This window comes from Modestobacter altitudinis (assembly GCF_005930475.1).
Lineage (GTDB): Bacteria > Actinomycetota > Actinomycetes > Mycobacteriales > Geodermatophilaceae > Modestobacter > Modestobacter altitudinis.
This window is the reverse complement of record NZ_SJEW01000037.1, coordinates 1-22,416: the sequence shown is the minus strand read 5'-3', so window position 1 is coordinate 22,416 and position 22,416 is coordinate 1. Positions and strand designations below refer to the sequence as shown.

Sequence of the window (22,416 nt, the reverse complement as noted above, 5' to 3'; positions counted from 1 at the left end):
CTGTTCGTGGCCCCGAGGGGTCAGGACGCCGGGCGACGCGGCTGCCGCACGAGGGTCCAGACCGGCAGCTCGTGGTCGACCGCCGTCCGGGTGCTGTGGGTGACCGCGAAGCCGGACCGCTGCAGCCAGCGGACGACGGTCGAGGTGTAGACCGTGGCCGCGGCCGGCACCCGCTCGGCGTCGCAGCGCTCCAGCACCGGCTGCAGCACCGCCGCCCCCAGGCCCTGGTGCCGGGCGGCCGGGCGGGTGCCCACGGCGGTCAGCCACCAGTGCGGCTCGTCGGGCCGGCCCAGCGCGCCGAGCCGCTCGCTGGCCAGCACGACGGGCTGCCGGCCGCCGAACACCCGCGGCAGGTCGCGGTCGATCACCGACTGCAGGTCGGCGGCCGGCTCCCCGGCGTCGGGTGCGACCCACGACGCGACCGCCGCCAGGTCGTCGGTGACCCACGCCGTCCCGGCGAGCACCGGCACCAGACCGCCCCACAGCTCGGCCCAACGGGAGAGCCGTTGGGCGCGGCCGTCCTCCGGGAGCGCCCAGGAGGTCCACCGGTAGTCCGGGTAGGCGGCGGCCAGCGTGGCCGCCATCCGGGGGACGTCGGCGCGGACGGCAGTGCGCACGACGGGGGGCTCGGTCACGCCCTCATGAGACCACGGACCCGGTACGGGAATTGTCCAGTCCCTTTCTCTGAGAGCACAGGAAATGCGCGTGGAGCGGAAGATGCCATTCCCTCTCGCCATTCTCCGCGGACCGCAGTTGGCTGACGGTGTCCATCCCACCGCCGGAGAGGAACTGACCGATGACCACTGCCACCCTGGACGATGCGGTCTACGAGCGGCTGCTGAGGGAGCGGATCGTCTTCCTCGGCCGCGAGGTCGACGACGTGCTCGCCAACCAGCTGGCGGCGCAGATGCTGCTGCTCGCGGCCGAGGACCACCGCCGCGACATCCACCTCTACGTCAACTCACCCGGGGGCGGCGTGACCGCGGGGATGGCCGTCTACGACACGATGCGGTCCCTCGACTGCGACGTCGCCACCTACGCCATGGGCATGGCCGCCTCGATGGGCCAGTTCCTGCTCAGCGCCGGCACGCCGGGCAAGCGCTTCGCCCTGCCGCACGCACGGATCATGATGCACCAGCCCTCGGCCGGGCTCGGTGGCACCGCCGCCGACATCAGCATCCAGGCGGACATGCTGGCGCAGACCAAGCGGCAGCTCAACGAGCTGCAGGCGGAGCACACCGGGCAGTCCGTCGAGCAGGTCGAGCGGGACTCCGACCGGGACCGCTGGTTCACCGCCGCGGAGGCGCAGACCTACGGGCTCATCGACCAGGTGATCGCCGACGCGGGCGCGCTGCCGCAGGTGCGCACCACCTTCGGGATCGGCTGACCCGGGTCTCGTGGTCGACGGCCCGGTCTGACACGGTGACCGGATGGCTCCCGACGCCCTCGCCGTCACCCTCACCGGCGGGCCGACCGCCCTGCTCGAGCTCGGCGCGGTGCGCCTGCTGGTCGACCCCACCTTCGACCCGCCGGGGAAGTACCCGCTGGGCGGCGGCCGGTCGCTGACCAAGACGGCGCCGGCCGCGCTGGACGCCCGGGACCTCGGCCCGGTCGACGCCGTCCTGCTCAGCCACGACCAGCACCCGGACAACCTGGACACCGCCGGCCGGGCGGCGCTCGGCGACGCGCCGGTGGTGCTCACCACCGAGCTCGCCGCCGAGCGGCTCGGCGGGACGGCCCGGGCGCTGCGCACCGGCGAGACCGCGGCGGTCGGTCCGGTGCAGGTCACCGGGGTGCGCGCCGAGCACGGGCCGCCGGGGGCCGAGCGGCTGACCGGCCCGGTGACCGGCTTCGTGCTGACCGGCGAGGGGCTGCCCACGGTCTACGTGAGCGGCGACAACGCCTCGCTGGACTGCGTCGACGAGGTCGCCACGGCCTTCCCGCAGGTCGACGTCGCCGTCCTGTTCGCCGGTGCCGCGCGCACCGCGCTGTTCGACGGGGCCCCGCTCACGCTGACCGGCGGCGACGTCGCCGAGGCGGTCCGCCGGCTGGACGCCGACCGGGTGGTCGTCGTCCACGTGGACTCCTGGGCGCACTTCAGCGAGAGCCGGGACGACGTCCGGGCCGCGCTGACCGCCGCCGGGCTGGCCGACCGTCTGGTCGAGTGCCCGCCGGGGCAGCGGGTCGAGCTCGACTGAGCAGTTCCGGTCGGCGACACGGCAGGACCCGCCGGGCTCGGCGACCGGAACTGCCCACTCGGCCCGAGGGAGGCGGCGCGGTGGCTAGCCGACCTGGGTGCCGGGCTGGGGGCGGATCAGCAGGATGCTGCTGACCGCCGTCCCGAGCAGCCGGTCGGCGGGGTCCCGCAGCTCGGCCTGGGCCAGCGCCGTGCGGCCGCCCAGGTGCGGGACCGTGCCGATGCAGCGGACGCGGCCGGTGTCGACGGTGATCGGCCGCAGGAACTTCACGGTCAGGTCCAGGCTGGTGTAGCCGACCCCGGCGGGCAGCATGGTGTGCACGGCGCAGCCGGTCGCCGAGTCCAGCAGCGTCGCGTAGACCCCGCCGTGCACCGAGCCGATCGGGTTGTAGTGGTACTCGGCCGGGTCGAAGGAGAACTGCACCCGGCCAGCCTCGACCGAGTCCAGCTCGAACCCCATCGTGGCGATGATCGGCGGCGCGGGCAGCTCGCCGCGGGCCAGCGCCTGCATCACCTCCAGGCCGGCCGACGTGCGGGCCGCCCCCGCGCTCAGTGAGGGGTCGCCCCAGGAGTAGGTCCGTTCACGAGTCGGTTCGATCACCCAACCGACTCTAGAGGCCAGCGGAAGAGCTCCTCGCCGGCGGCCACCCGCGCCCCGGCGGTCACCGGTGGCATCGTGTCGGCGGCGGCGTCCATGACGACCACCGGGCTCACCGGCGACATCCCGGCCGCCCGCACCGCGGCCACGTCCACGGTCACCACCCGGTCGCCGGCCGCGACCTCCTCGCCCTCGGTCACGTGCAGCGTGAACGGCGCGCCGTCCAGCCGCACCGTGTCGATGCCGACGTGCACCAGCACGCCGCGACCCTCCGGGGTCAGCACGATGAACGCGTGCGGGTGCACCTTGAGCAGCCGCCCGCTCACCGGGGCGACCACGTCGACCGACCCGGCGTCCGGAGCGGGGTCGATGGCGACCCCGGCCCCCACCATCGAGGCGGCGAACACCGGGTCGGGCACCGCGGTGATCGGCAGGACGACGCCCGGCAGCGGGGCGCTGACGGCCAGCCTGCTCACAGCAGGTCCTTCACGTCATCGGCCAGCGAGTCCGCCTCCGGTCCGACGACGACCTGCACGATCGTGCCGGCGACCAGCACCCCGTGCGCCCCGGCCTGCTTGAGCGCGGCCTGGTCCACCAGCGACGGGTCCTTGACCTCGGTGCGCAGCCGGGTGATGCAGCCCTCGACGTCGTCGATGTTCCCGGCGCCACCCAGTCCGGCGACGATCTGCTCGGCCTTGCCCATGACGTGCTCCTCCCGGCGGCCGGGGCCGCGGTTCCGGTTGTCGAGTCGTACAGGTACGGCACGGACCCGGTCGGCGTCCAGGGTGTTGACAGGCAGCGAGCGGGCCCGCCATCCTCCCGGATCAACTGGTCATGACCGGACGGTACCGGTTGGTGCACGTCCTGGGGAACGGCCGGTGAACCGCTCGACGCCCAGCCCGGACCTGCCCCGACCCATCCCCTGGAGACATGGTCATGAGCTTCCTGAACGCACCGCCCACCGGATTGCGCGGCCTCGGTGGCCTGCAGCGACTCGGCCGCAGCCTGATGCTGCCGATCGCCGCCCTGCCCGCCGCCGGGCTGCTGCTCCGGCTCGGCCAGGACGACCTGCTGGGCAGCATCGGCTGGCTGAGCGACGTCGCGGCGGTCTTCGCCGGCGCCGGTGGTGCGATCTTCGACAACCTGCCGTTGATCTTCGCCGTCGGCATCGCGATCGGCTGGGCCAAGAAGGCAGACGGTTCGACGGCGCTGGCCGCCGTCGTCGGTTACGTCGTGCTGCAGGGGGTGTTCGAGGCGATGAGCCCCATCATCCTGGGGGCGGCCGCCGAGGGCGAGGAACAGGAACTGATCGACTTCGGCGTCCTCGGGGGCATCGTCACCGGGCTGATCGCCGCTGTGCTGTGGCAGCGCTTCTACCGGATCAAGCTCCCCACCTACCTGGCCTTCTTCGGCGGTCGGCGGTTCGTCCCGATCATCACCGCGGTCACCATGATGGTCGTCGGGGTGCTGCTGTCCTTCGTCTACTCGGCGTTCGACACCGGCCTGACCAACCTGGGCGAGGCCGTCGACGCCAACACCGTCGTCGGCGGCGGGATCTTCGGCACGGTCAACCGGCTGCTCATCCCGCTGGGCCTGCACCACATCCTCAACTCGGTCGTCTGGTTCGTCCTCGGCGACTACAACGGCGCGACCGGCGACCTGAACCGCTTCTTCGAGGGCGATCCGACCGCCGGGACCTTCATGACCGGCTTCTTCCCGATCATGATGTTCGCGCTGCCGGCCGCGGCGATCGCCATCTGGCACGAGGCCAGGCCGGAGCAGCGCACGGTCGTCGGCGGCATCATGCTGTCCACCGCGCTGACCGCGTTCCTCACCGGCATCACCGAGCCGCTGGAGTTCTCCTTCCTGTTCGTCGCCTGGCCGCTGTACGTGGTGCACGCCCTGCTCACCGGCACGTCCATGGCGCTGACCAACGCGCTCGGCATCCACGACGGGTTCACCTTCTCCGCCGGTGCGATCGACTACCTGCTCAACTTCGGGCAGGCCACCAAGCCGCTGTTGATCATCCCGATCGGCCTGGCCTACGCCGTCGTCTACTACGTGCTGTTCCGGTTCGTGATCCGGCGGTGGAACCTCAAGACCCCCGGTCGCGAGGAGGACGCCGAGGCGGTCGTGGGCAGCACCGACGACGCCGTGGCCCCGGCGGCCACCCCCGGGACGGTGGCGCCGACCAGCACCGTGGACGACGGGTCGCGGTCCTGACCGACGTCCCGGGCCCGGTCCTGCGGGGCCGGCTGGTGACCGGCGGCTGGGTCGTCGACGACGGGGTGCTCGCCGTCGTCGGCGACCGGGTCGGCTACGCCGGCCCCGCCGCGAGCTGGGCCGGTGACCTCCCGGCCCCCGCCCCCGGCCGGCTGCTGCTCCCCGGGCTGGTCGACGTGCACTGCCACGGCGCAGCCGGGCACGGCTTCCCCGACGCCGCTGCCGACGGGGTCCGGGAGGCGGCCGCCCACCACCTCGCCGCCGGGACGACGACGCTGGTGGCGAGCCTGGTCTCCGCGCCGGCCGCGGAGCTCCGGGAGCGGCTGGCCGTCCTCGCGCCGATGGTCGAGGCCGGCGAGCTGGCCGGCGTGCACCTGGAGGGGCCGTTCCTGTCCGCGGCCCGGTGCGGAGCCCAGGACCCGGCCGCCCTGGTGCCCGGTGACCTCGCCCTGCTCCGCGGGCTGCTCGCCGTGGGCGGAGTGGTCTCGATGACGCTGGCGCCGGAGACCGCGCACGCCGCGGAGCTGGTCGCCGTCCTGCGGGAGCACGGCGCGCTGCCCAGCTTCGGGCACACCGACGCCACCGCCGGGGTGACCACCGCGGCGATCCGGGCCGCGGCGGCCGGTGGCCGGTTGTCGGCGACGCACCTGTTCAACGGCATGCCGCCGCTGTCGTCCCGCGCGCCCGGACCGGTCGCCGCCTGCCTGGCCGCCGCGGCCCGCGGCGAGCTGGTCGTCGAGCTGGTCGGCGACGGCGTGCACCTGGCGCCGGACACGGTGGCCGCCGTGTTCGACCTGGTGGGCGCCGGGCAGGTCGCGCTGGTGACCGACGCGATGGCCGCCGCCGGGATGCCCGACGGCCGGTACCGGCTCGGCGCGCTGCCGGTGGAGGTCGTCGGCGGGGTGGCCCGGCTGGCGGACGGCGACGGACGGGGAGCCATCGCCGGCGGGACGGCGCGGCTGGTCGACGTCGTGCGGCACACCGTGGCGGCCGGCGTCCCGCTGCCTGATGCCGTCCTCGCCGCCACCGGGACCCCGGCCGGGCTGCTCGGCCTCCCCGACGTCGGCCGGCTGACCCCCGGGGCGCGCGCCGACGTCCTGGTCACCGATGCTGACCTCGTCCCCACCGCCGTCCTGCGCGCGGGCCGGTGGGTGCGCCGAGAGGAGAGCTGACCGTGGAGGTCGTCCTGCTGCCCACGCCCGAGGACTGCGGACGGGTCGTCGCCGACGCCGTCGCGGGGTCGGTGCTCGACGCGGTCGCGCGGGGTGGGCCGGTCGTGCTCGGCCTGGCCACCGGGTCCTCGCCGCTGCTGGCCTACCGCGAGCTGCTGCGGCGCCGCGAGGAGGGGCTGGGGTTCACCGGGGTGCAGGCCTTCCTGCTCGACGAGTACGTCGGCCTGCCCGCCGGGCACCCGGAGTCCTACCGGGAGGTCATCCGCCGCGAGCTCACCGACGCCCTCGGCCTGGACCCCGCGGTCGTGCACGGACCCGACGGCGCCGCCTCCGACCCGCTGCAGGCCGCCCGGGACTACGAGCAGCTGCTGCTCTCGGCCGGCCCGGTCGCCGTCCAGGTGCTCGGCATCGGCGCCAACGGGCACCTCGGCTTCAACGAGCCCGGCTCCTCGCTGGCCAGCCGCACCCGGGTCAAGACGCTGACCGAGCAGACCCGCTCGGACAACGCCCGGTTCTTCGGCGGCGACGTCGCCGCGGTGCCGCGGCACGTCATCACCCAGGGCCTGGGCACCATCCTGGGCGCCCGGCACCTGGTGCTCGTGGCGACCGGGGAGGCGAAGGCGGCCGCGGTCGCCGCCGCGCTGGAGGGACCGCTGACGGCGTCCTGCCCGGGGTCGGTGCTGCAGCTGCACCCGCACGTCACCGCCGTCGTCGACGAGGCCGCCGGCAGCCGGCTGGCCCGCGCCGAGCACTACCGCTACGTCTTGTCGCACAAGCTCGAGGAGCAGGGGTGGTGAGCATCCGGCGGGCCGCCGGCACGACGGCGGGGGCGGAGCCGTTCATCGTCGACGGGATGGTGCCCAAGCACGAGCAGCTCCGCGGTCGGCTGACCGAGCTGGCCGCCCGGCTGCCCGCCGGGTCGCCGCTGCCCGGCGAGCGGCAGCTCTGCGTCGAGCACGGGGTCAGCCGGATCACCGTCCGCGAGGCGATCGGCCAGCTGGTCAGCGAGGGCGTCCTGGTCCGGGTGCGCGGCAAGGGCACCTTCGTGGCCGAGCGGGCCGCCCGGTCCCGGCTGCACCTGGCCTCCTTCCACGAGGACATGCGCCGGCTCGGGCTGCGCCCGGGCACGGCCGTGCTCGACGTCGCCCGGTCGGTGCCGCCGCCGGCCACCCGGCGGGCCCTCGAGCTGCCGCCGGGTGCCCAGGCCTGGCACGTGCGCCGGCTGCGGCTCGCCGACGACCAGCCGATGTCGATCGACGATGCCTGGTACGAGGCAGGCGTGCTGCCCGACCTGGACCGGCAGGACCTGACCGGCTCGCTCTACACGCTGCTGGCCGACGAGTACGGCTGCACCATCGACCGGGCCGAGCAGACGGTGCGCGCCGCCGAGGCCGACCGGGCGACCGGGGCACTGCTCGGCGTGCCGGCCGGGCGTCCGGTGCTGGTGTTCGACCGGGTGTCCTACAGCGGCGGCCGGCCGGTGGAGCACGCCGAGTCCACCTACCGAGGCGACCGCTACGAGCTGCTGATGACCGTCGAGCTGGGCAGGAGCTGAGCCGTGGAGCCGGTCAGCCTGTCGGTCGACGAGCTGGTGCTCCGGCCGTGGCGCGACGACGACGCCGAGGCCCTGTGCGCCGCGGCCCAGGACCCGCTGCTGCGCCGCTGGAACGGCGAGGAGGCGACCACCCTGGACGGCGCCCGCGCGCGGCTGGCCCGGATCGCGGGGTGGACCGCCGAGCACTGCTCGTGGGCGGTCGAGGACGGCGGCGTGCTGGTCGGCTCGCTGTCGTTGCACGAGATCGACCGCGTGCAGGACGAGGGCGAGGTCGGCTACTGGACGGTGGCCGCCGCCCGCGGCCGTGGGATCGCCGCGCGTTGCACCGATGCCGTGTGCCGCTGGGGGTTCTCCGCCCTGGAGCTGGACCGCGTCCAGCTGTTCCACGCGGTGGGGAACACCGCCTCGGCCCGGGTCGCTGTCAAGGCCGGCTTCACGCAGGAGGGCCGGCTCCGCCGGTCGTACCGCTACCCCGACGGCATGAAGCACGACGAGCTGCTGTGGAGCCGGCTCTCCGACGACCCGCCCCCTCGGGGCGGGCTGGAGCGGCCCCCTCCCTGGGGCCCGCGCTCAGCTCGCTGAGCGTGGGGTGGAAGGGGCCTTCTTCAGGCGGCGACGCGGGTGGTGCTGAGCAGGCGGCCGTGCTCGGCGGCCTCGCGCTCGGAGGTGCTCCTGAGCTCGGCAGCGAGGTCGGCGAAGGAGTCCAGCGCCGGGTTGACCCCGACGAGGGTGAACTCGCGCTCGACGACCCGCAGGTCCAGCTGCCGGGGGTGTGCTGAGGCTCAGCAGCCGCAGCTGATGCCGGCCGGTGCGGTGAGCGGGTCGACGTCCGGTCGCGCGACGCCGTCCGCCGTCTCGACGGCCAGGCCCTCCCGGGCCCAGTACTCGAACCCGCCGATCATCTCCCGCACCCGGTAGCCCCGCCGGGCCAGCGTCATCGCTGCCCGGGTGGCGCCGTTGCAGCCCGGACCCCAGCAGTAGGTGACCACCGGGACGGCGGAGTCGAGCTCGGCCGCGGCCCGCCCGGCGATCTCGCGGCCGGGCAGGTGGACGGCGCCGGGCACGTGCCCCTGCGCCCAGGACTCGGCGCTGCGGCTGTCGACCAGCACGAACCCGGGCCGGCCGGACTCCAGGGCGGCGTGCACGTCGGAGACGTCGGTCTCCACGGCCAGCCGGTGGGCGAAGTGCGCAGCTGCGTCGGCGGGGCTCGTCGTCCAGTCCAGGCTCATGGGCGCCAACGCTAGGGACCGCGCGCCGCCCCGGCGAGCGGCTGCACGGTCGCCGACCGCAACGATCCCGCCGGATCGGTCACGGTGCTTGACACGGCAGCAACTGACATGTCAGATGTCAGCTGTGACGATCGGTCCGGTGCCCCGGGTGCTGCTGCGGGACCACGCGTTGATGCTCATCCGGTCGGCCATCGTCAGCGGGGAGCTCGCACCCGGCGCCGTGGTCAAGGACGCGGAGCTGGCCGGCCGGCTCGGCCTGTCGGTCGCCCCGGTGCGCACCGCACTCGCCCGGCTCGCGGACGAGGGGCTGGTGGAGAGCAAGCCGCAGAGCCACACCCGGGTCACCCCGCTGGTGCCGGAGCAGGTGCGGGACGCCGCCGTCGTCGTCCGGGCGATGCACGAACTGGCCGTCCAGGAGGCCGCCGCGACGGTCACCGCCGCCGACGTCGCCGCGATGCGGGCTGCCAACGAGCGCTTCGCCGCCGCCGTCGGTGCCGGGGACCTCGACGGCGCACTCGCCGCCGACGACGACTTGCACGACGTGCTGCTGGCCCGCTGCGGGAACACCGCGGTGCGGGCCACGATCGACCGCTTCACCCCCGCGGTCCGCCGGCTGGAGCGGCAGCGGTTCGCCGCCGCGCACGGCCGCGAGTCGGTCGCGCTGCACGAGCAGCTGATCGCCGCCTGCGCGACGGCCGACGTCGACGCCGCCGTCACCACCACCACCGAGATCTGGACGGCGCTGCTGTCCGAACTGGAGGAGACCCGCGATGGCGCCACCTGACCCGCCCGCCGCCCGGAGGGCGACGACCCTGGACGACTTCCCCCGGCACCCGCTGCTGTTCGGACCCTCGCCGGTGCACCGCCTGGACCGGCTGACCGCCCACCTGGGCGGCGCTGCGGTGTGGGCCAAGCGAGAGGACGTGAACTCCGGCATCGCCTTCGGCGGCAACAAGACCCGGAAGCTGGAGTACCTGGTCGCCGACGCGCTGGCCCAGGGCTGCGACACGCTGGTCTCCATCGGCGGGGTGCAGAGCAACCACACCCGGCAGGTCGCCGCCGTCGCCGCGCACGTCGGGCTGCGATGCGTGCTGGTGCAGGAGAGCTGGGTCGACTGGCCCGACGCGGTCTACGACAAGGTCGGCAACATCCTGATCAGCCGGCTGGCCGGCGCCGACGTCCGGCTGGTGAAGGCCGGGTTCGGCATCGGGTTCAAGGAGAGCTGGGAGACCGCGCTGCAGGAGATCGTCGACGGCGGCAGGAAGCCCTACCCGATCCCGGCCGGGGCGTCGGACCACCCGCTCGGAGGTCTCGGCTTCGCGAACTGGGCGCACGAGGTCGCCGCCCAGGAGGCGGAGCTCGGCGTCTTCTTCGACACCGTCGTCGTCTGCTCGGTGACCGGCTCGACCCAGGCCGGCATGGTCGCCGGCTTCGCCCAGCTCGAGGAGCAGGGTGCCCGGCCGCGCCGGGTGCTGGGCATCGACGCCTCGGCCGAGCCGGCCGAGACCCGCGACCAGGTGCTGCGGATCGCGCAGCGGACGGCGACGGCGATCGGCCTGCAGCGCCCGCTGACGCTGGCCGACGTCGAGCTCGACGAGCGCTTCCACGCCGGGGTCTACGGCATCCCGGACGCGACGACGATCGCCGCGATGGAACTGGCGGCCCGCACCGAGGGCATGGTCACCGACCCGGTGTACGAGGGGAAGTCGATGGCGGCCACGATCGACCTGGTCGGCCGGGGTGAGATCGACCCGTCGGCGACGGTGCTCTACGCCCACCTCGGCGGTCAGCCCGCGCTCAACGGCTACAGCGCGCTGTTCTCCTGAGGACCCCTCGACCCCGACGAACGGGCCCGGCCACCGCGAGGTGACCGGGCCCGTCCGCGTCCGGGTCAGCCGAGGGTGCTGGTCCGACGGCGGGGGAGCACGATCAGAGCGAGCCCCAACGCCAGGGCGAGCAGGCCGCTGAGCGCCAGCGTGCCCACCGGGGTGCCGGTGTAGGCCAGCCCTCCGGACGTCCCGGAGCTGCTGCCGTCAGCGGTCACCAGGACGCCGGACGAGGCCGGGGCGCGCACCTCGCGGACCGCACCGTGCTGGTCCACCGCGCCGAGGGTGACCGGGCCGGCCGACGTGGCCGGACCCTGCAGACCGGTCAGGACCTCCGGCGTGGTCGGGTCGGCCGGGGTGCCCCCGGTGCCGGGGGTGGTCGGCTGCACCGGCGTCGCCGGGGTGGTGCAGCCGCCGGTGGCGTCGCCGAGGAGGGCGAGGCCGTTGCCGCAGGCGGTCACCGGGACGTCGACGTCGATGGCGGGGTTGCCGCCGGTGCCCGGCGTGGTGGCCGGGGGAGTGCAGTTCCCCGTGGCGTCGCCGAGGACGCCGAGGCCGTTGCCGCAGACGGTCACCGGCGCGTCGACGTCGACGACGGGGTCCCCGCCGGTGCCCGGCGTGGTGGCCGGGGGAGTGCAGCTCCCGGTGGCGTCGCCGAGGACGCCGAGGCCGTTGCCGCAGACGGTCACCGGCGCGTCGACGTCGACAACGGGGTCCCCGCCGGTGCCCGGCGTGGTGGCCGGGGGAGTGCAGCTCCCGGTGGCGTCGCCGAGGACGCCGAGGCCGTTGCCGCAGACGGTCACCGGGACGTCGACGTCCGCGAGTGACCCGCCGGCCCCGCTGCCCGTCGCCGGCGGGGCGGCCGGGCTGTCGGCGGTCGCCTCGCCGAGAACAGCGGCCGCGTTGCCGGTGACGCTCACCGGGACGTCGACGTCCACGAGCGAGCCCGTCGCCGGGCCTGCCGCGGGAGCGGCGGGGATCTCGGCGTCGGGCTGCACGACGTCGATCCCCGCGACGTCCGCCGCGTTCCCGCCGATCGTGATCGGCACGGTCACGCTGATCGCCCCGAGGTCGGCGGCGAGGGTGCCGTCCAGCGCCGGCAGGTCGATCTCTGCCGGGGTGCTGCCGGCCGTGCCGAGGACGGCCAGGGCGTTGTCGGTGACGGTGACCGGGACGGTCACGTCGGCCACGCCGTCGTCGGCGGAGGCGATGCCGGTGCCGAGGGCCAGCAGGCCGCCGGTGAACAGGCCCGTCTGCAGGGCGCGCTTCATCCACACGTTCATGAGAGGTGTCCTTCTCGAGGGTGGTGCCGGACTGAGGGGGACCGGTCCCGTCCGAGGGGCGGGCCGGGTGGTGCCGCAGGTCAGCGCAGGGCTGACGGCGGCGGATTCAGTCGGGCGAGAAGGAGGGCTCGAAGGAGGCGGGACGGGCCGGTCGGGACCCGGTCCCGAGCGCCGCCGCGAGGGCGGCGCCGAGCACCGTCCGCGGAGCGGAGGAGAGGTCGGCCGGCGTCTGGTCACCGGTGGAGGAGCCGGGCCCTGCCGACGACGTGGGCACGGGCGTGGCGGGCAGGCCCGCCGGCGCCGCGGGCGCCGACGGCCCGGGCGTCGTCCCGGGCGCGGCCGGACCGGCGAGGACCTCGTCACCAGCCGCCGGAGCGGCCGAGGACGCCCTCGCCGGGGACGGTGCCGAGTCGTCGGCGGGGTCCGCGACGGTCGCCGTCGGCAGCGCGACGGACGACGCGTCGTCAGCGTGCTCGGGCAGGGCGGTGGCACCGTCGACGGCCGGGGTGGGGAGGGGCACGACCGGGACGACGTCCACGACGACGTCCTCGACGACCGGCTCAATGACGGGGTCGACCACGGGGTCTACCACGGGGTCGACCACGGGGACGACGATCTGGTCCACCACGGGGACGACGATCTGGTCCACCACGGGGAGGACGACGCGGTCCACCACGGGCACGACGACCTGGTCCGCCACGGGGACGACGACCTGGTCCGCGACCGGGACGACGACCTGCTGGACCGTCGGCGTCAGGACGTCCGTGACGACCGGTCGCACCACGGGGCTGACCGCCGGGACCACGACCTGCTGCGTCATCGGTGCGACGACCTGGCCGACCGGCGTGAGCAGGTCGGCGGCGACGGAGAGCACCGGACCGGGCGGGGGCACGGCCTCCTCCGCCGAAGCGGTCGAGGCGGCCGAGCCGAGCAGCCACAAGCCGGTCCCGACGCCGGCGAGCACCAGCGCCCGGCCGGCGGAGCGGGGGAGGCGGCGTCGCGGAGCGACAGCGTGCGCGTGCTCGGTCATGCCACCTCCCCACTGCATGTGATCGGGCTCTCACGCACAGTGAACAAGCAGTCGCCGACCCTCGCATCTCGGAACAGGTCGCTCGATCGGGTGGACCTGCCCCGCGCGAGGTGACGCAGCGTCGAACGACCCCGTTACAGCGGGACGGCCAGCCCCTCCGGGCCCGGCTGCTGCAGGGCCTCGGCGATGTCGGCGCGCAACGGTTCGAGCCCGGTGCCGGCGAGCACGACGTCCCGGGCGAAGGCGTGCCAGCGGGCGGCGCGGCGGATCATCGAGTGCCCACCGGCGACGGTGAAGCGGGCGACCCGCGCGCCGGCCCGGCGGGCGCGGACGGCGTGGTCGAAGGAGAGCCGGGCCGGGACCCAGCGGTCGCCGCGACCGTGCAGGATCGCCACGGTCTGGCCGCGCAGCTGCATCACCGGCTCGCCCGGCGGCGTCCACGGAGCCAGCGCGCAGACGGCGGTGACCGACGGCTCCCCGCCGGCGCGCAGAGCGGCCCGGCCGCCCATGGAGTGCCCGACCAGCACGATCGGGACGTCGGTGCCGTGCTGCTGCCGGAGCTGCTCGACCGCCCAGCGGACGTCCTGGAAGGCATCGGCGGCCTCCCCGTTCCAGCCGGCGACGCGGTAGCGGATCAGTGCCGTGCCGATCCCCAGGTGCCCGGCGGAGGCGTGCACGAACTGGTCGATGGCGCGGATCCGCACCAGCGAGAGGGCGCGCTCCCGGGGCGGCTCGATGCTGGCGACGGTGCCGCCGTGGCAGAACAGCGCGAGGCCACGGGTCTCACCCTGCGCGGCGCGCTGCTCGAGCACCGGGACGAGCGGGTCGGGGCGGTCGGCGTCGGGCGTGGGGAACGGTGGCTGGGCGTCCACGGTGTCCTTCGGTGTCGGCGGATGCGGTCCGGCGGGGTCCGTCGCGGCGGCCGCGACGGGGCCCCCACCCGTCCGTCAGCGACCGCGGCGGCGGGGCTTGCCCCCCAGCTTGACGCGTGCCCGGTCGCCGACGTCGCCGGCCTTCAGCAAGCCGTTGCTCAGGGCGGTCGGGCCGTTGCGCTTCTGCAGGGCCAGCCCGAGGCGGCGCAGCACACTGGTGGCCAGCGGGGCGAGGACGGTGAGCAGGACCCACATGCGGAACCGGCGGGTGAGGAAGAGCCACATGATCAGCACTCTGCCCGGATCGTCGACCGGTCAACCAGACCGCGCCCGGGGAGGGCGCAGGCCGCCGTCCCCGGGCACCGTCGATCAGCTCGGGTCGGGCCCCATCCGGACGACCATCTTCCCGGTGTTGCCCCCGCTCAGCAGTGCGCGGAACGCGTCCACGGCGGAGTCCAGCCCCTCGACGACGGTCTCCCGCGCCACCACCGACCCCTCGCGCAACCACCCCGACACCGCGGTGACGAACTCCGGCCGCAGGTCGGCGTGCGAGCCGACGATGAACCCCCGCAGGGACAACTGCTTGCCCACGACGAGGCCCAGGTTCCGCGGCCCCGGCGGCGCGCTGACCGCGTTGTAGTTCGAGATCGACCCGCACAGCGCCGCCCGGCCGAACGTCCGGAACGAGGTGATCGCCGCCTCCAGGTGCTCGCCGCCGACGTTGTCGAAGAAGACGTCGATCCCGTCCGGGGCGGCACCGGCGAGCAGGTCCGCGACCGCGCCGTCGTGGTAGTCGAAGGCCGCGTCGAAGCCGATGGACCGCAGCCAGGCCACCTTCTCCGGCGTCCCGGCGCTGCCGACCACCCGGGAGGCCCCGCGCAGCCGGGCGAACTGCCCGACCAGGCTGCCCACCGCGCCGGCCGCCCCGGACACGAACACCGCGTCGCCGGACTGGAACGACGCCAGCCGGAACAGCCCCGCCCAGGCGGTCAGCCCGGGCATGCCGAGCACGCCGAGGTACAGCGACAGCGGCAGGCCGGGCAGCGGCTGGACCACCGACACGTGCGCGGCCGGCAGCACGGCGACGTCCCGCCAGCCCGCCCCGTGCAGGACGAGCGCGCCCTCGGGCACGTCGTCCGAGCGTGAGGTGACGACCTGCCCGATGGCTCCGCCCTGCATCGTCTCGCCCAGCTCCCAGCTGGGTGCGTAGGACTTCGTCGCGTTCATCCGGCCCCGCATGTACGGGTCGACCGACATCGCGATCGTCCGCACGACCACCTCGCCGGGCTGGGGGTCCGGGCGCTCACCGGTGACCAGGGCGAAGTCGGCGTCCACCGGCTCGCCGTGCGGCCGGCGGACCAGCCGCCACTCCCGGGTCGGGATGCTCACCGCGGGAAGTCCGGCTCGTTGCGCGGCACCACGAACACCTCGGGCACGAAGCTGGTGTCCGGCATCGTGACCATCGTCAGCACCATCCGGGCGACGTCGGCCGGCGGCATCATCCGGTGCGCCGGGATCCCCCAGCGCTCCATCATCGGGGTGTCCATCGCGGCCGGCACGATGCTGTGCACGCGGGCCGGGAACGGGGTCTCCGCCCCGTCCGCGTCCACGGTCGCCTTCTCCCGCAGCTCCCGCTGGATGCACCGGGTGGCGCTGCGGAACGCCGCCTTCGAGCTGTTGTAGGCGATCGCCCCGGCCCCCGAGGTCACCGCGGACAGCGAGGTCACGTGCACCACGTCGGCGACGGTGTCGGCCGGCCGCTGCTGCACCACCTTGAGGAACTCGCTGGTCAGGAACACCGGGCCCTCGCAGTTGACCGCGTGCACCATCCGGTAGTCGGCGAGGTCGATGTCGGTGATGTAGCCGGGCCGGTCGATGCCCGCGACGTTGACCAGCAGGTCGAAGGCGTCGCCGTGCCGGGCGAACAGGTCGGCGACCACCCGGCGGCGCGCGTCGTCGTCGGTGACGTCCAGCGCGACCACCTCGGCGCGGTCCCCGATCTCGGCCCGGGTCTTCTCCGCCCCGGCGGTGTCGATGTCGCCCAGCACCACGGTGGCCCCGGCCTCGGCCAGCGCGGCCGCCACCGCCCGGCCCAGCCCGCTCGCGGCTCCGGTCACCAGGGCCACCCGACCCGACAGCTCTGTCGTCATGTGCAGTGCGCTCCGTCCCTCGTCCGCCGAAGTGGCCACAATGGCGGACGGCGACCGTTGTCGCAGCGCGGACCTAGGATCGAGGCATGTTCTTCTCCCGCGCCAAGACCCAGCCGGTCACGGCGGAGGACGCCCTGGCCGGCCGTGGCGAGCCGACCTACCGCGTCCCCGAGGTGCACGCGGTCAACGGCAACCGCATCCAGCCGCCGTTCCCCGACGGCATGCAGACCGCCGTCTTCGGCGCCGGCTGCTTCTGGGGTGTCGAGAAGGTGTTCTGGGAGACCCCGGGCGTCTGGTCCACCGCAGCCGGTTACGCCGGTGGCCACACCCCGCACCCCACCTACGACGAGGTCTGCTCGGCACGCACCGGCCACACCGAGGTCGTGCTGGTCGTCTTCGACCCGGCCGTCATCTCCTACGACCGCCTGCTCAAGGAGTTCTGGGAGGAGCACGACCCGACCCAGGGCATGCGCCAGGGCAACGACGTCGGCACCCAGTACCGCTCGGCCGTCTACACCCAGGGCCCCGAGCAGGAGGCGGCCGCCAAGCTCAGCCGCGACCTGTTCCAGGAGCGGCTGACGGCGGCCGGCTACGGCGAGATCACCACCGAGATCGCCCCGCTCGGCGAGTTCTACCACGCCGAGGGCTACCACCAGCAGTACCTGTACAAGGTCCCGAACGGCTACTGCCCGGTGAACTCCACCGGCGTCGCCTGCCCCGTCGGCCTGCCCGGCGTCTGACGAGGGACCGGATGTCGTTCCCGGCCCCTCTGCAGGGGCCCGCGCCGAGCTCGCGAGGCGTGGGGGGCAGAGGGGTCCTTCCGCTCTTCGCCCAGCTGCGTCGTGAGCCCGACGTCGACGCACCCGACCTGGTGGCCGTCGACGCCACCGACCGGCTGCTCCTCGACGAGGCCGCTGCCGACCTCGCCGCCCACCCCGGCGCGGTGGTCGTGGTGGACGACGGTCACGGCGCGCTGACCCTGGGCGCCGTCGCGCTGCACGGCGCCACCGACGTCCGGGTCCACCAGGACCTGCTGGTCGGTGAGCTGGCGCTGGCGGCCAACGCCGAGCGGACCGGGCACGTCGGCAGCTACCGCTCGGTGCCGCAGCTGGACGCCGACCTGCTGCGCGGCGCGCGGGTCGTGCTGGCGAAGGCACCCAAGAGCCGCGACGCGCTGCGGGAACTGGTCCAGGTGGTGGCCACCGGCGCCGACCCGGAGGTGACCCTCTACGTGGGCGGCCGGGTCAAGCACATGACGCTCGGCATGAACGACGTGCTGGCCGAGGGCTTCACCGACGTGCACGCCACCCTGGCCCGGCAGAAGTCCCGGGTGCTCGTCGCCCGCGGCCCCCGCCCGGTGCAGAGCTCCTTCCCGGTCTGCCGGGAGCACGCCGACCTCGGCCTCACCGTCTGCGCGCACGGCTCGGCGTTCGCCGGGGTCAAGGTCGACCGCGGCACCCGGACGCTGCTCGGTGCGCTGCCCGGCGCCGTCCCCGACGCTGCATCGGCGGTCGACCTCGGCTGCGGCACCGGGGTCCTGGCGGTCGCGCTGGCCGCAGCCCGGCCCGGGCTGGCGGTCGTCGGCGTGGACCAGTCCGCGGCCGCGGTGGCCTCGGCCGTGGCCACGGTCGCCGCCAACGGGCTGGCCGACCGAGTGCGGGTCGTCCGGGACGACGCCGCCGGCAGCCTGCCGGCGGGCAGCGTCGACCTCGTCGTCTGCAACCCGCCGTTCCACGCCGGGGTCGCGGTCTCCGAGACGCTGGCGCACCGGCTGTTCGCCGGCGCCGCCCGGGTGCTGCGCCCGGGGGGCGAGCTGTGGTGCGTCTACAACAGCCACCTGCCGCACCGCGACGCGCTGCGCCGCATCGTCGGCCCGACCCGGCAGGTCACCCGCGACCCCACGTTCACGGTCACGGCCAGCACCCGGTCCTGATCCAGCGCCCGAGCGGAACGAGAAGGTCCGCGAGAAGTCCGCGCCACGGCTGGAGTGGGACGGCGGGCGGCCGAACCTCTGGGCATCGACGGTGTGACCGCACTCACGTCGCTGCCAGAGGAGACCCCATGACCTGGTGGACCGACCGCCCACTCGGTGTCAAGTTGTCCGCCCTGGTGGGGGCCGGGTCCCTCGCTCTCGGGGTCTTCGGCGTCATCGCCGTCACCGCGCTGCAGGACACCGGCGAGCGCACCGACGAACTGCTGCTGACCACGACGGCGACCGGCTCGGCGCTGGAGGCGGACATGATGCACGACGCCGTCCGGGCCGACGTGCTGCAGGCCCTGCTCGACGGCGGCGGCAGCTCGTACGCGTCCGCGGTCACCGACCTGAAGGACCACGCCAGCACGCTGCAGGCCTCGTTGGCCGCCGTCCGGGACGGTGGCCTGGGCGGGGACGTCGCCGCGGCCGTCGACTCGGTGGCCGACGAGGTCGACGCCTACCTGACCTCCGGGCAGCAGATCGTCACCCTCGCCGGGACCGACCGGGTCACGGCGACCGCCGCGTACCCGCAGTTCCTCCGCGCGTTCGACGGCCTGGAGCAGGCGCTCCCGGCGGTGAGCGCCGCCGTCGGCGCCGAGGCCGCTGCGGCGGCCGCGGAGAGCCGGCAGCAGCGTGAGTCGGCGATCGCCTCCTCCATCGCCGTCGGCATCGGTGCCGTCCTCCTGCTCAGCGTGCTCGGCTGGGTGGTGACCCGGTCGGTGGTCCGCCCGCTGCAGCGGGTGCGCGCCGTCGTCGCCGGCCTGGCCGCGGGCGACCTGCGCGGCAGCACCGGCGTCACCAGCACCGACGAGGTCGGGGCGATCGCCACCGCGCTGGAGGCCTCGATGGAGACCATGCGCGGGCTGCTCACCACGATCGGCGACGGGTCCACGACGCTGGCCTCGGCCACCGAGGAGCTCTCGGCGACCGCGCAGGACATGACCCGGCTGGCGGGGGAGTCCGCGACGCAGACCGGCCGGGTCGCCGCCACCGCCGAGCAGGTGTCGGGGAACGTGCAGACGGTGGCGGCCGGCACCGACCAGATGGGCAGCTCGATCCGGGAGATCGCACAGAACGCGGCCGACGTCGCCCGGATCGCCGGTCAGGCCGTCGGGGCGGCGGAGTCGGCCACCGCCACCGTGGGCAAGCTGGGGGAGTCCTCGACCGAGATCGCCACCGTGGTCGGGGTGATCACCTCGATCGCCGAGCAGACCAACCTGCTGGCGCTCAACGCCACCATCGAGGCCGCTCGGGCCGGCGAGGCAGGCAAGGGGTTCGCCGTGGTCGCCAACGAGGTCAAGGAACTGGCGCAGGAGACCGCGAAGGCGACCCAGGACATCACCGCGCGGGTGGAGGGCATCCAGGCCGACACCCGCGGTGCGGTCGCGGCCATCGGGGAGATCGCCGCGGTCATCGCGCGGATCAACGACGCGCAGGGCACCATCGCCGCCGCCGTGGAGGAGCAGACGGCGACGGCCGCCGAGATGAGCCGCAGCGTCGCCGAGGCCGCCTCCGGGGTCGGTCAGATCGCCGGCAGCGTCGGGTCGGTGGCCGAGGCGACCAGCTCCACCACCCGGGCGATGGCCGATGCCCAGGTCGCGATCGACGAGACCGCCCGGCTCGCCGCCGAGCTCAGCACCGCCGTCGGCCGGTTCCGCTACTGACACCCCTGGCGCACCACCGGCGGGCAGGGACACACTCGTCGGGCATGACGACGACGTCAGCGCCTGCGCTTCCCGCCCTCGCCGACCGGATGCTCGCCGCGGTGGTCGGCAGCTTCGAGATGGCGGCAGCATCCCTCGGCCACCGGCTCGGCTGGTACCGCTGCCTGGCCGACGGCGGGCCGGTCACCGCCCCCGAGCTGGCCGAACGCGCGGGCACGGACGGACGGTACACCCGGGAGTGGCTGGAGCAGCAGGCCGTCGCGGGCTACCTCACCGTGGTGGAACCGACGGCCCCGCCCGAGGAGCGGCGCTTCGCCCTCCCCGCGGAGCACCGCGCCGTGCTCGTCGACGAGCTGGACCCCGCGTACCTCATGCCGTTGGCCGACGCGGCAGCTGCCTTCGTGCGCCACCTGCCGCAGCTGGCTCAGGTGTACCGCGGCGCACGCACGCTGTCGTGGGCGGACCTGGGGGACGAGGTCCGGGACGCCCAGGCCGCGGCGAACCGCCCCTTCCTGGCCGGACCGCTGGTCGACGAGGTGCTCCCCGCGGTGCCCGGCCTGGACGACGTCCTCCGGGCCGGCGGCCGGGTCGCCGACGTCGGCTGCGGGTACGGCTGGTCCACGATCGCCATCGCCGGTCGCTGGCCGACCGTGCGGGTCGACGGGTTCGACGTCGACGAGCCCTCGGTCGAGCGCGGCCGCCGGCACGCGGTCGAGGCCGGCGTCGCGGAGCGGGTCACCTTCAGCACCACCGATGTCCGGGAGCTGGCGGCCGCGGCGGCGTACGACCTGGTCACCGCCGTCGAGTGCGTGCACGACATGCCCGACCCGGTCGGTGTGCTGGCTGCGATGCGCCGGCTGGTCCGCCCGGGTGGGACGGTGCTGGTGCTCGACGAGGCGGTCGCCGAGGAGTTCACCGCGCCCGGTGACCAGGTCGACCGGCTGATGTACGGCTACAGCCTGCTCTGCTGCCTGCCGGACGGCCGGTCCCACGGCCCCTCGGCGGCGACGGGCACGGTCATGCGCCCGGCCCTGCTCCGCCGCTACGCCCAGCAGGCCGGCTTCACCGACGTGGAGGTCCTCCCCGTGGACGCCGGCTTCTTCCGCGTGTACCGATTAGTGGCCTGAGCCGCCGCGGGAGACGACCGGCGGCAACGTCGACCACGGGAAGTCGATCCACGCGTCGGTCCGCTTCCAGGCGTAGTCGCAGCTCACCAGCGAGCGCGGCTTCTCGTAGATGACGGCGGTGCGCACCTCGGTGACGTGGCCGGCGCAGAAGTCCTTGACCAGCTCGAGGGTCTTGCCGGTGTCGGCGACGTCGTCGGCGATGAGCACCGTGGTCCCGCGCAGGTCGACGACGTCGAGGGTCGGCGGCAGGACCACCGGCAGCTCGAGCCGCTCGTCGACGCCGGTGTAGAACTCGACGTTCATCACGAAGAGGTTCTTGACGTCCAGCGCGTAGCCCAGCGCCCCGCCGAGGAACAGCCCGCCGCGGGCGATGGACAGGATGATGTCGGGCTCGAAGCCGCTGTCGGCGACCTGCTGTGCCAGGTCCCGGGCGGCCCGCCCGAAGTCGGAGTACGTCAGGGTCTCGCGGTCGGCCCCAGCAGCTGCGCTCACCGGTGGATCGTCCCAGTCGGTGCGATGGCCGGCAGCACGGCGTCGCTCTTGTGCACGTCGCTCACCCAGACCGGCTCGGGATGGGTCTCGCGACCGGCCACGACGTCCTCCGCGGTGCGCAGCTTCGCGACCTTGTGCACCAGCATCCCGAAGCCCACCTTCGCCAGCACGTCGGCCGCCGAGTAGGCCAGCTGCATGGTCGTCAACCAGGTCGAGGTCACGTCGGCGAACACCGGCACCGCGTAGACCAGCGGGTACACCCCGAAGGTGGCCAGCAGCACGATCGTGGCGTTGCGCAGGCTGACCGCCGCCTCCGGGCCCATCGTCGGCAGCGACTCCCGGACCGCCTGGACCAGGGCGAGGTAGAGGTAGCCGAAGAACACCGTGCTGACCAGCCCCCAGACGACCAGTGCCACGGTGCTGCGGCCGGAGTCCAGCACCTGGGAGCCGAGGTACCCGGTGAGGATCATGAGGAAGGCCGCGGTCATCGTGCTCGCCCGCAGCGCCCGGGCCCGCGCACCGGCGATCGAGCACACCGCGAGCAGTTCGACGGTCAGCAGCGGCACGGTGACCGACCAGTCGATGTAGCGCGGCGACAGCGACAGCCGCGCCTCCTCGTTCGGCACGTAGACGTTCCCGGCCAGGTCGAAGCCGGTGCCCCAGCGGAGGAACAGGACGGCGTAGGACAGCGTGGCCACCGCCCCGATGCACAGCCCGGCGTAGGCCGAGGGGCGGTACCGGGCACTCAGCTCCTCGCGGCTGGTCCAGGTGTAGAGGGTGTAGGCCAGCAGGGCGAACCCGGCGGCAACCAGCGCGAACTCGACCAGGTCGTACTCGCCCAGCGTCATGGTCTGCAGCTCGGGCGTGGGGGTGTCGGCCAGGTCCACGGTCTCTCCGGGGGGTCGGGGTGCGGCATGGGTCAGCCTGTGGTCACCTACCCCGCCCGCGTCAGCAGAAGCGGCAGCACGGGCCGCTCCTCGTCGCCGGTGTGAACTCCACGACCATCACGGGGAGGTCCCCTCC

General features: G+C 74.6%; 26 protein-coding genes. 13 read left to right on the top strand and 13 right to left on the bottom strand.

All coding sequences use genetic code 11. The features are described from left to right. Positions 1-20 precede the first annotated feature (20 nt). On the bottom strand, positions 21-635 hold the full coding sequence (locus FHL79_RS14580; protein WP_138759311.1) for a GNAT family N-acetyltransferase: 615 nt from the start codon (positions 633-635) through the stop codon (positions 21-23). 161 nt (positions 636-796) lie between these two features. On the opposite strand from FHL79_RS14580, the gene FHL79_RS14575 reads away from it, so the two are divergent. Further along, positions 797-1,387, top strand: coding sequence for an ATP-dependent Clp protease proteolytic subunit (locus FHL79_RS14575; RefSeq protein WP_138759310.1), 591 nt, complete (start codon positions 797-799; stop codon positions 1,385-1,387). A 43-nt stretch (positions 1,388-1,430) separates the two neighbouring features. Further along, a complete protein-coding gene (locus tag FHL79_RS14570; protein ID WP_138759309.1) occupies positions 1,431-2,198 on the top strand; it encodes an MBL fold metallo-hydrolase in 768 nt (255 codons plus the stop codon). Positions 2,199-2,282: 84 nt separating this feature from the next. Here the strand turns inward: FHL79_RS14570 and FHL79_RS14565 are convergent, their stop codons facing one another. From FHL79_RS14565 to FHL79_RS14555, 3 genes are read right to left on the bottom strand one after another with little or no spacing between them, the layout of a single operon-like run. Beyond that, positions 2,283-2,798 carry a PaaI family thioesterase gene (locus tag FHL79_RS14565; RefSeq protein ID WP_138759308.1) on the bottom strand — a complete coding sequence of 172 codons (516 nt, stop codon included), beginning with the start codon at positions 2,796-2,798 and terminating at the stop codon, positions 2,283-2,285. Then, on the bottom strand, positions 2,795-3,271 hold the full coding sequence (locus FHL79_RS14560) for a PTS sugar transporter subunit IIA (RefSeq protein ID WP_218938475.1): 477 nt from the start codon (positions 3,269-3,271) through the stop codon (positions 2,795-2,797). The genes FHL79_RS14565 and FHL79_RS14560 overlap by 4 nt, the downstream gene beginning before the upstream one ends. Beyond that, on the bottom strand, positions 3,268-3,498 hold the full coding sequence (locus FHL79_RS14555; protein ID WP_138759307.1) for a PTS sugar transporter subunit IIB: 231 nt from the start codon (positions 3,496-3,498) through the stop codon (positions 3,268-3,270). Before FHL79_RS14555 ends, FHL79_RS14560 begins: the two co-directional genes overlap by 4 nt. A gap of 233 nt (positions 3,499-3,731) precedes the next feature. Between FHL79_RS14555 and FHL79_RS14550 the strand changes: the two genes are divergently transcribed. The 5 genes from FHL79_RS14550 to FHL79_RS14530 are packed head-to-tail and all read left to right on the top strand — an operon-like array spanning position 3,732 to position 8,327. Continuing rightward, positions 3,732-5,018, top strand: a complete 1,287-nt coding sequence (locus FHL79_RS14550) for a PTS transporter subunit EIIC (RefSeq protein WP_138759306.1) — start codon at positions 3,732-3,734, stop codon at positions 5,016-5,018. 35 nt (positions 5,019-5,053) lie between these two features. Beyond that, positions 5,054-6,190, top strand: a complete 1,137-nt coding sequence (locus FHL79_RS14545; RefSeq protein WP_218938474.1) for an N-acetylglucosamine-6-phosphate deacetylase — start codon at positions 5,054-5,056, stop codon at positions 6,188-6,190. A gap of 2 nt (positions 6,191-6,192) precedes the next feature. Continuing rightward, the gene (nagB, locus tag FHL79_RS14540) at positions 6,193-6,987 is read left to right on the top strand and encodes a glucosamine-6-phosphate deaminase (RefSeq protein WP_138759305.1); all 795 of its coding nucleotides are present in this window, start codon (positions 6,193-6,195) and stop codon (positions 6,985-6,987) included. After that, a complete protein-coding gene (locus FHL79_RS14535) occupies positions 6,984-7,745 on the top strand; it encodes a GntR family transcriptional regulator (RefSeq protein WP_246080798.1) in 762 nt (253 codons plus the stop codon). The genes nagB and FHL79_RS14535 overlap by 4 nt, the downstream gene beginning before the upstream one ends. A gap of 3 nt (positions 7,746-7,748) precedes the next feature. Further along, the gene (locus FHL79_RS14530; RefSeq protein WP_138759304.1) at positions 7,749-8,327 is read left to right on the top strand and encodes a GNAT family N-acetyltransferase; all 579 of its coding nucleotides are present in this window, start codon (positions 7,749-7,751) and stop codon (positions 8,325-8,327) included. A gap of 200 nt (positions 8,328-8,527) precedes the next feature. Here the strand turns inward: FHL79_RS14530 and FHL79_RS14520 are convergent, their stop codons facing one another. Beyond that, positions 8,528-8,974, bottom strand: coding sequence for a rhodanese-like domain-containing protein (locus FHL79_RS14520; RefSeq protein WP_138759303.1), 447 nt, complete (start codon positions 8,972-8,974; stop codon positions 8,528-8,530). A 124-nt stretch (positions 8,975-9,098) separates the two neighbouring features. Between FHL79_RS14520 and FHL79_RS14515 the strand changes: the two genes are divergently transcribed. Then, positions 9,099-9,758, top strand: a complete 660-nt coding sequence (locus FHL79_RS14515) for a GntR family transcriptional regulator (RefSeq protein ID WP_218938473.1) — start codon at positions 9,099-9,101, stop codon at positions 9,756-9,758. After that, complete coding sequence (locus tag FHL79_RS14510) at positions 9,745-10,800, top strand: 1-aminocyclopropane-1-carboxylate deaminase (protein WP_138759301.1); 1,056 nt, start codon at positions 9,745-9,747, stop codon at positions 10,798-10,800. Before FHL79_RS14515 ends, FHL79_RS14510 begins: the two co-directional genes overlap by 14 nt. Before the next feature lie 65 nt (positions 10,801-10,865). On the opposite strand, the gene FHL79_RS14505 is transcribed toward FHL79_RS14510, so the two are convergent. The 6 genes from FHL79_RS14505 to FHL79_RS14480 form a co-directional block, all read right to left on the bottom strand. After that, positions 10,866-12,083 carry a hypothetical protein gene (locus FHL79_RS14505; protein WP_138759300.1) on the bottom strand — a complete coding sequence of 406 codons (1,218 nt, stop codon included), beginning with the start codon at positions 12,081-12,083 and terminating at the stop codon, positions 10,866-10,868. A gap of 106 nt (positions 12,084-12,189) precedes the next feature. Further along, a complete protein-coding gene (locus tag FHL79_RS14500; RefSeq protein ID WP_138759299.1) occupies positions 12,190-13,113 on the bottom strand; it encodes a hypothetical protein in 924 nt (307 codons plus the stop codon). A 134-nt stretch (positions 13,114-13,247) separates the two neighbouring features. Then, positions 13,248-13,985, bottom strand: coding sequence for an alpha/beta fold hydrolase (locus FHL79_RS14495; RefSeq protein ID WP_138759298.1), 738 nt, complete (start codon positions 13,983-13,985; stop codon positions 13,248-13,250). A gap of 75 nt (positions 13,986-14,060) precedes the next feature. Then, positions 14,061-14,270: a hypothetical protein gene (locus tag FHL79_RS14490; RefSeq protein ID WP_138759297.1), complete on the bottom strand. Its 210-nt coding sequence runs from the start codon at positions 14,268-14,270 to the stop codon at positions 14,061-14,063. An 84-nt stretch (positions 14,271-14,354) separates the two neighbouring features. Continuing rightward, on the bottom strand, positions 14,355-15,374 hold the full coding sequence (locus tag FHL79_RS14485) for an NADP-dependent oxidoreductase (RefSeq protein WP_138759296.1): 1,020 nt from the start codon (positions 15,372-15,374) through the stop codon (positions 14,355-14,357). Next, the gene (locus FHL79_RS14480; RefSeq protein WP_138759295.1) at positions 15,371-16,135 is read right to left on the bottom strand and encodes an SDR family NAD(P)-dependent oxidoreductase; all 765 of its coding nucleotides are present in this window, start codon (positions 16,133-16,135) and stop codon (positions 15,371-15,373) included. The genes FHL79_RS14485 and FHL79_RS14480 overlap by 4 nt, the downstream gene beginning before the upstream one ends. Positions 16,136-16,221: 86 nt before the next feature. On the opposite strand from FHL79_RS14480, the gene msrA reads away from it, so the two are divergent. From msrA to FHL79_RS14460, 4 genes are all read left to right on the top strand, one after another. After that, entirely contained in the window at positions 16,222-16,875 is a 654-nt protein-coding gene (msrA, locus tag FHL79_RS14475) for a peptide-methionine (S)-S-oxide reductase MsrA (protein ID WP_138759294.1), read from the top strand. 59 nt (positions 16,876-16,934) lie between these two features. After that, positions 16,935-18,068 (top strand): class I SAM-dependent methyltransferase, encoded by a 1,134-nt coding sequence (locus FHL79_RS14470; protein WP_138759293.1) that lies wholly within the window; start codon positions 16,935-16,937, stop codon positions 18,066-18,068. A gap of 128 nt (positions 18,069-18,196) precedes the next feature. Next, entirely contained in the window at positions 18,197-19,774 is a 1,578-nt protein-coding gene (locus tag FHL79_RS14465) for a methyl-accepting chemotaxis protein (RefSeq protein ID WP_138759292.1), read from the top strand. Between the two features lie 44 nt (positions 19,775-19,818). Then, the gene (locus FHL79_RS14460) at positions 19,819-20,901 is read left to right on the top strand and encodes a class I SAM-dependent methyltransferase (protein WP_138759291.1); all 1,083 of its coding nucleotides are present in this window, start codon (positions 19,819-19,821) and stop codon (positions 20,899-20,901) included. Here FHL79_RS14460 and FHL79_RS14455 read toward each other — a convergent pair. Beyond that, on the bottom strand, positions 20,890-21,393 hold the full coding sequence (locus FHL79_RS14455) for a phosphoribosyltransferase (protein ID WP_138759290.1): 504 nt from the start codon (positions 21,391-21,393) through the stop codon (positions 20,890-20,892). The two genes, FHL79_RS14460 and FHL79_RS14455, sit on opposite strands and share 12 nt — an antisense overlap. Then, complete coding sequence (locus FHL79_RS14450; RefSeq protein WP_138759289.1) at positions 21,390-22,280, bottom strand: bacteriorhodopsin; 891 nt, start codon at positions 22,278-22,280, stop codon at positions 21,390-21,392. Before FHL79_RS14450 ends, FHL79_RS14455 begins: the two co-directional genes overlap by 4 nt. Between the last annotated feature and the right edge of the window lie 136 nt (positions 22,281-22,416).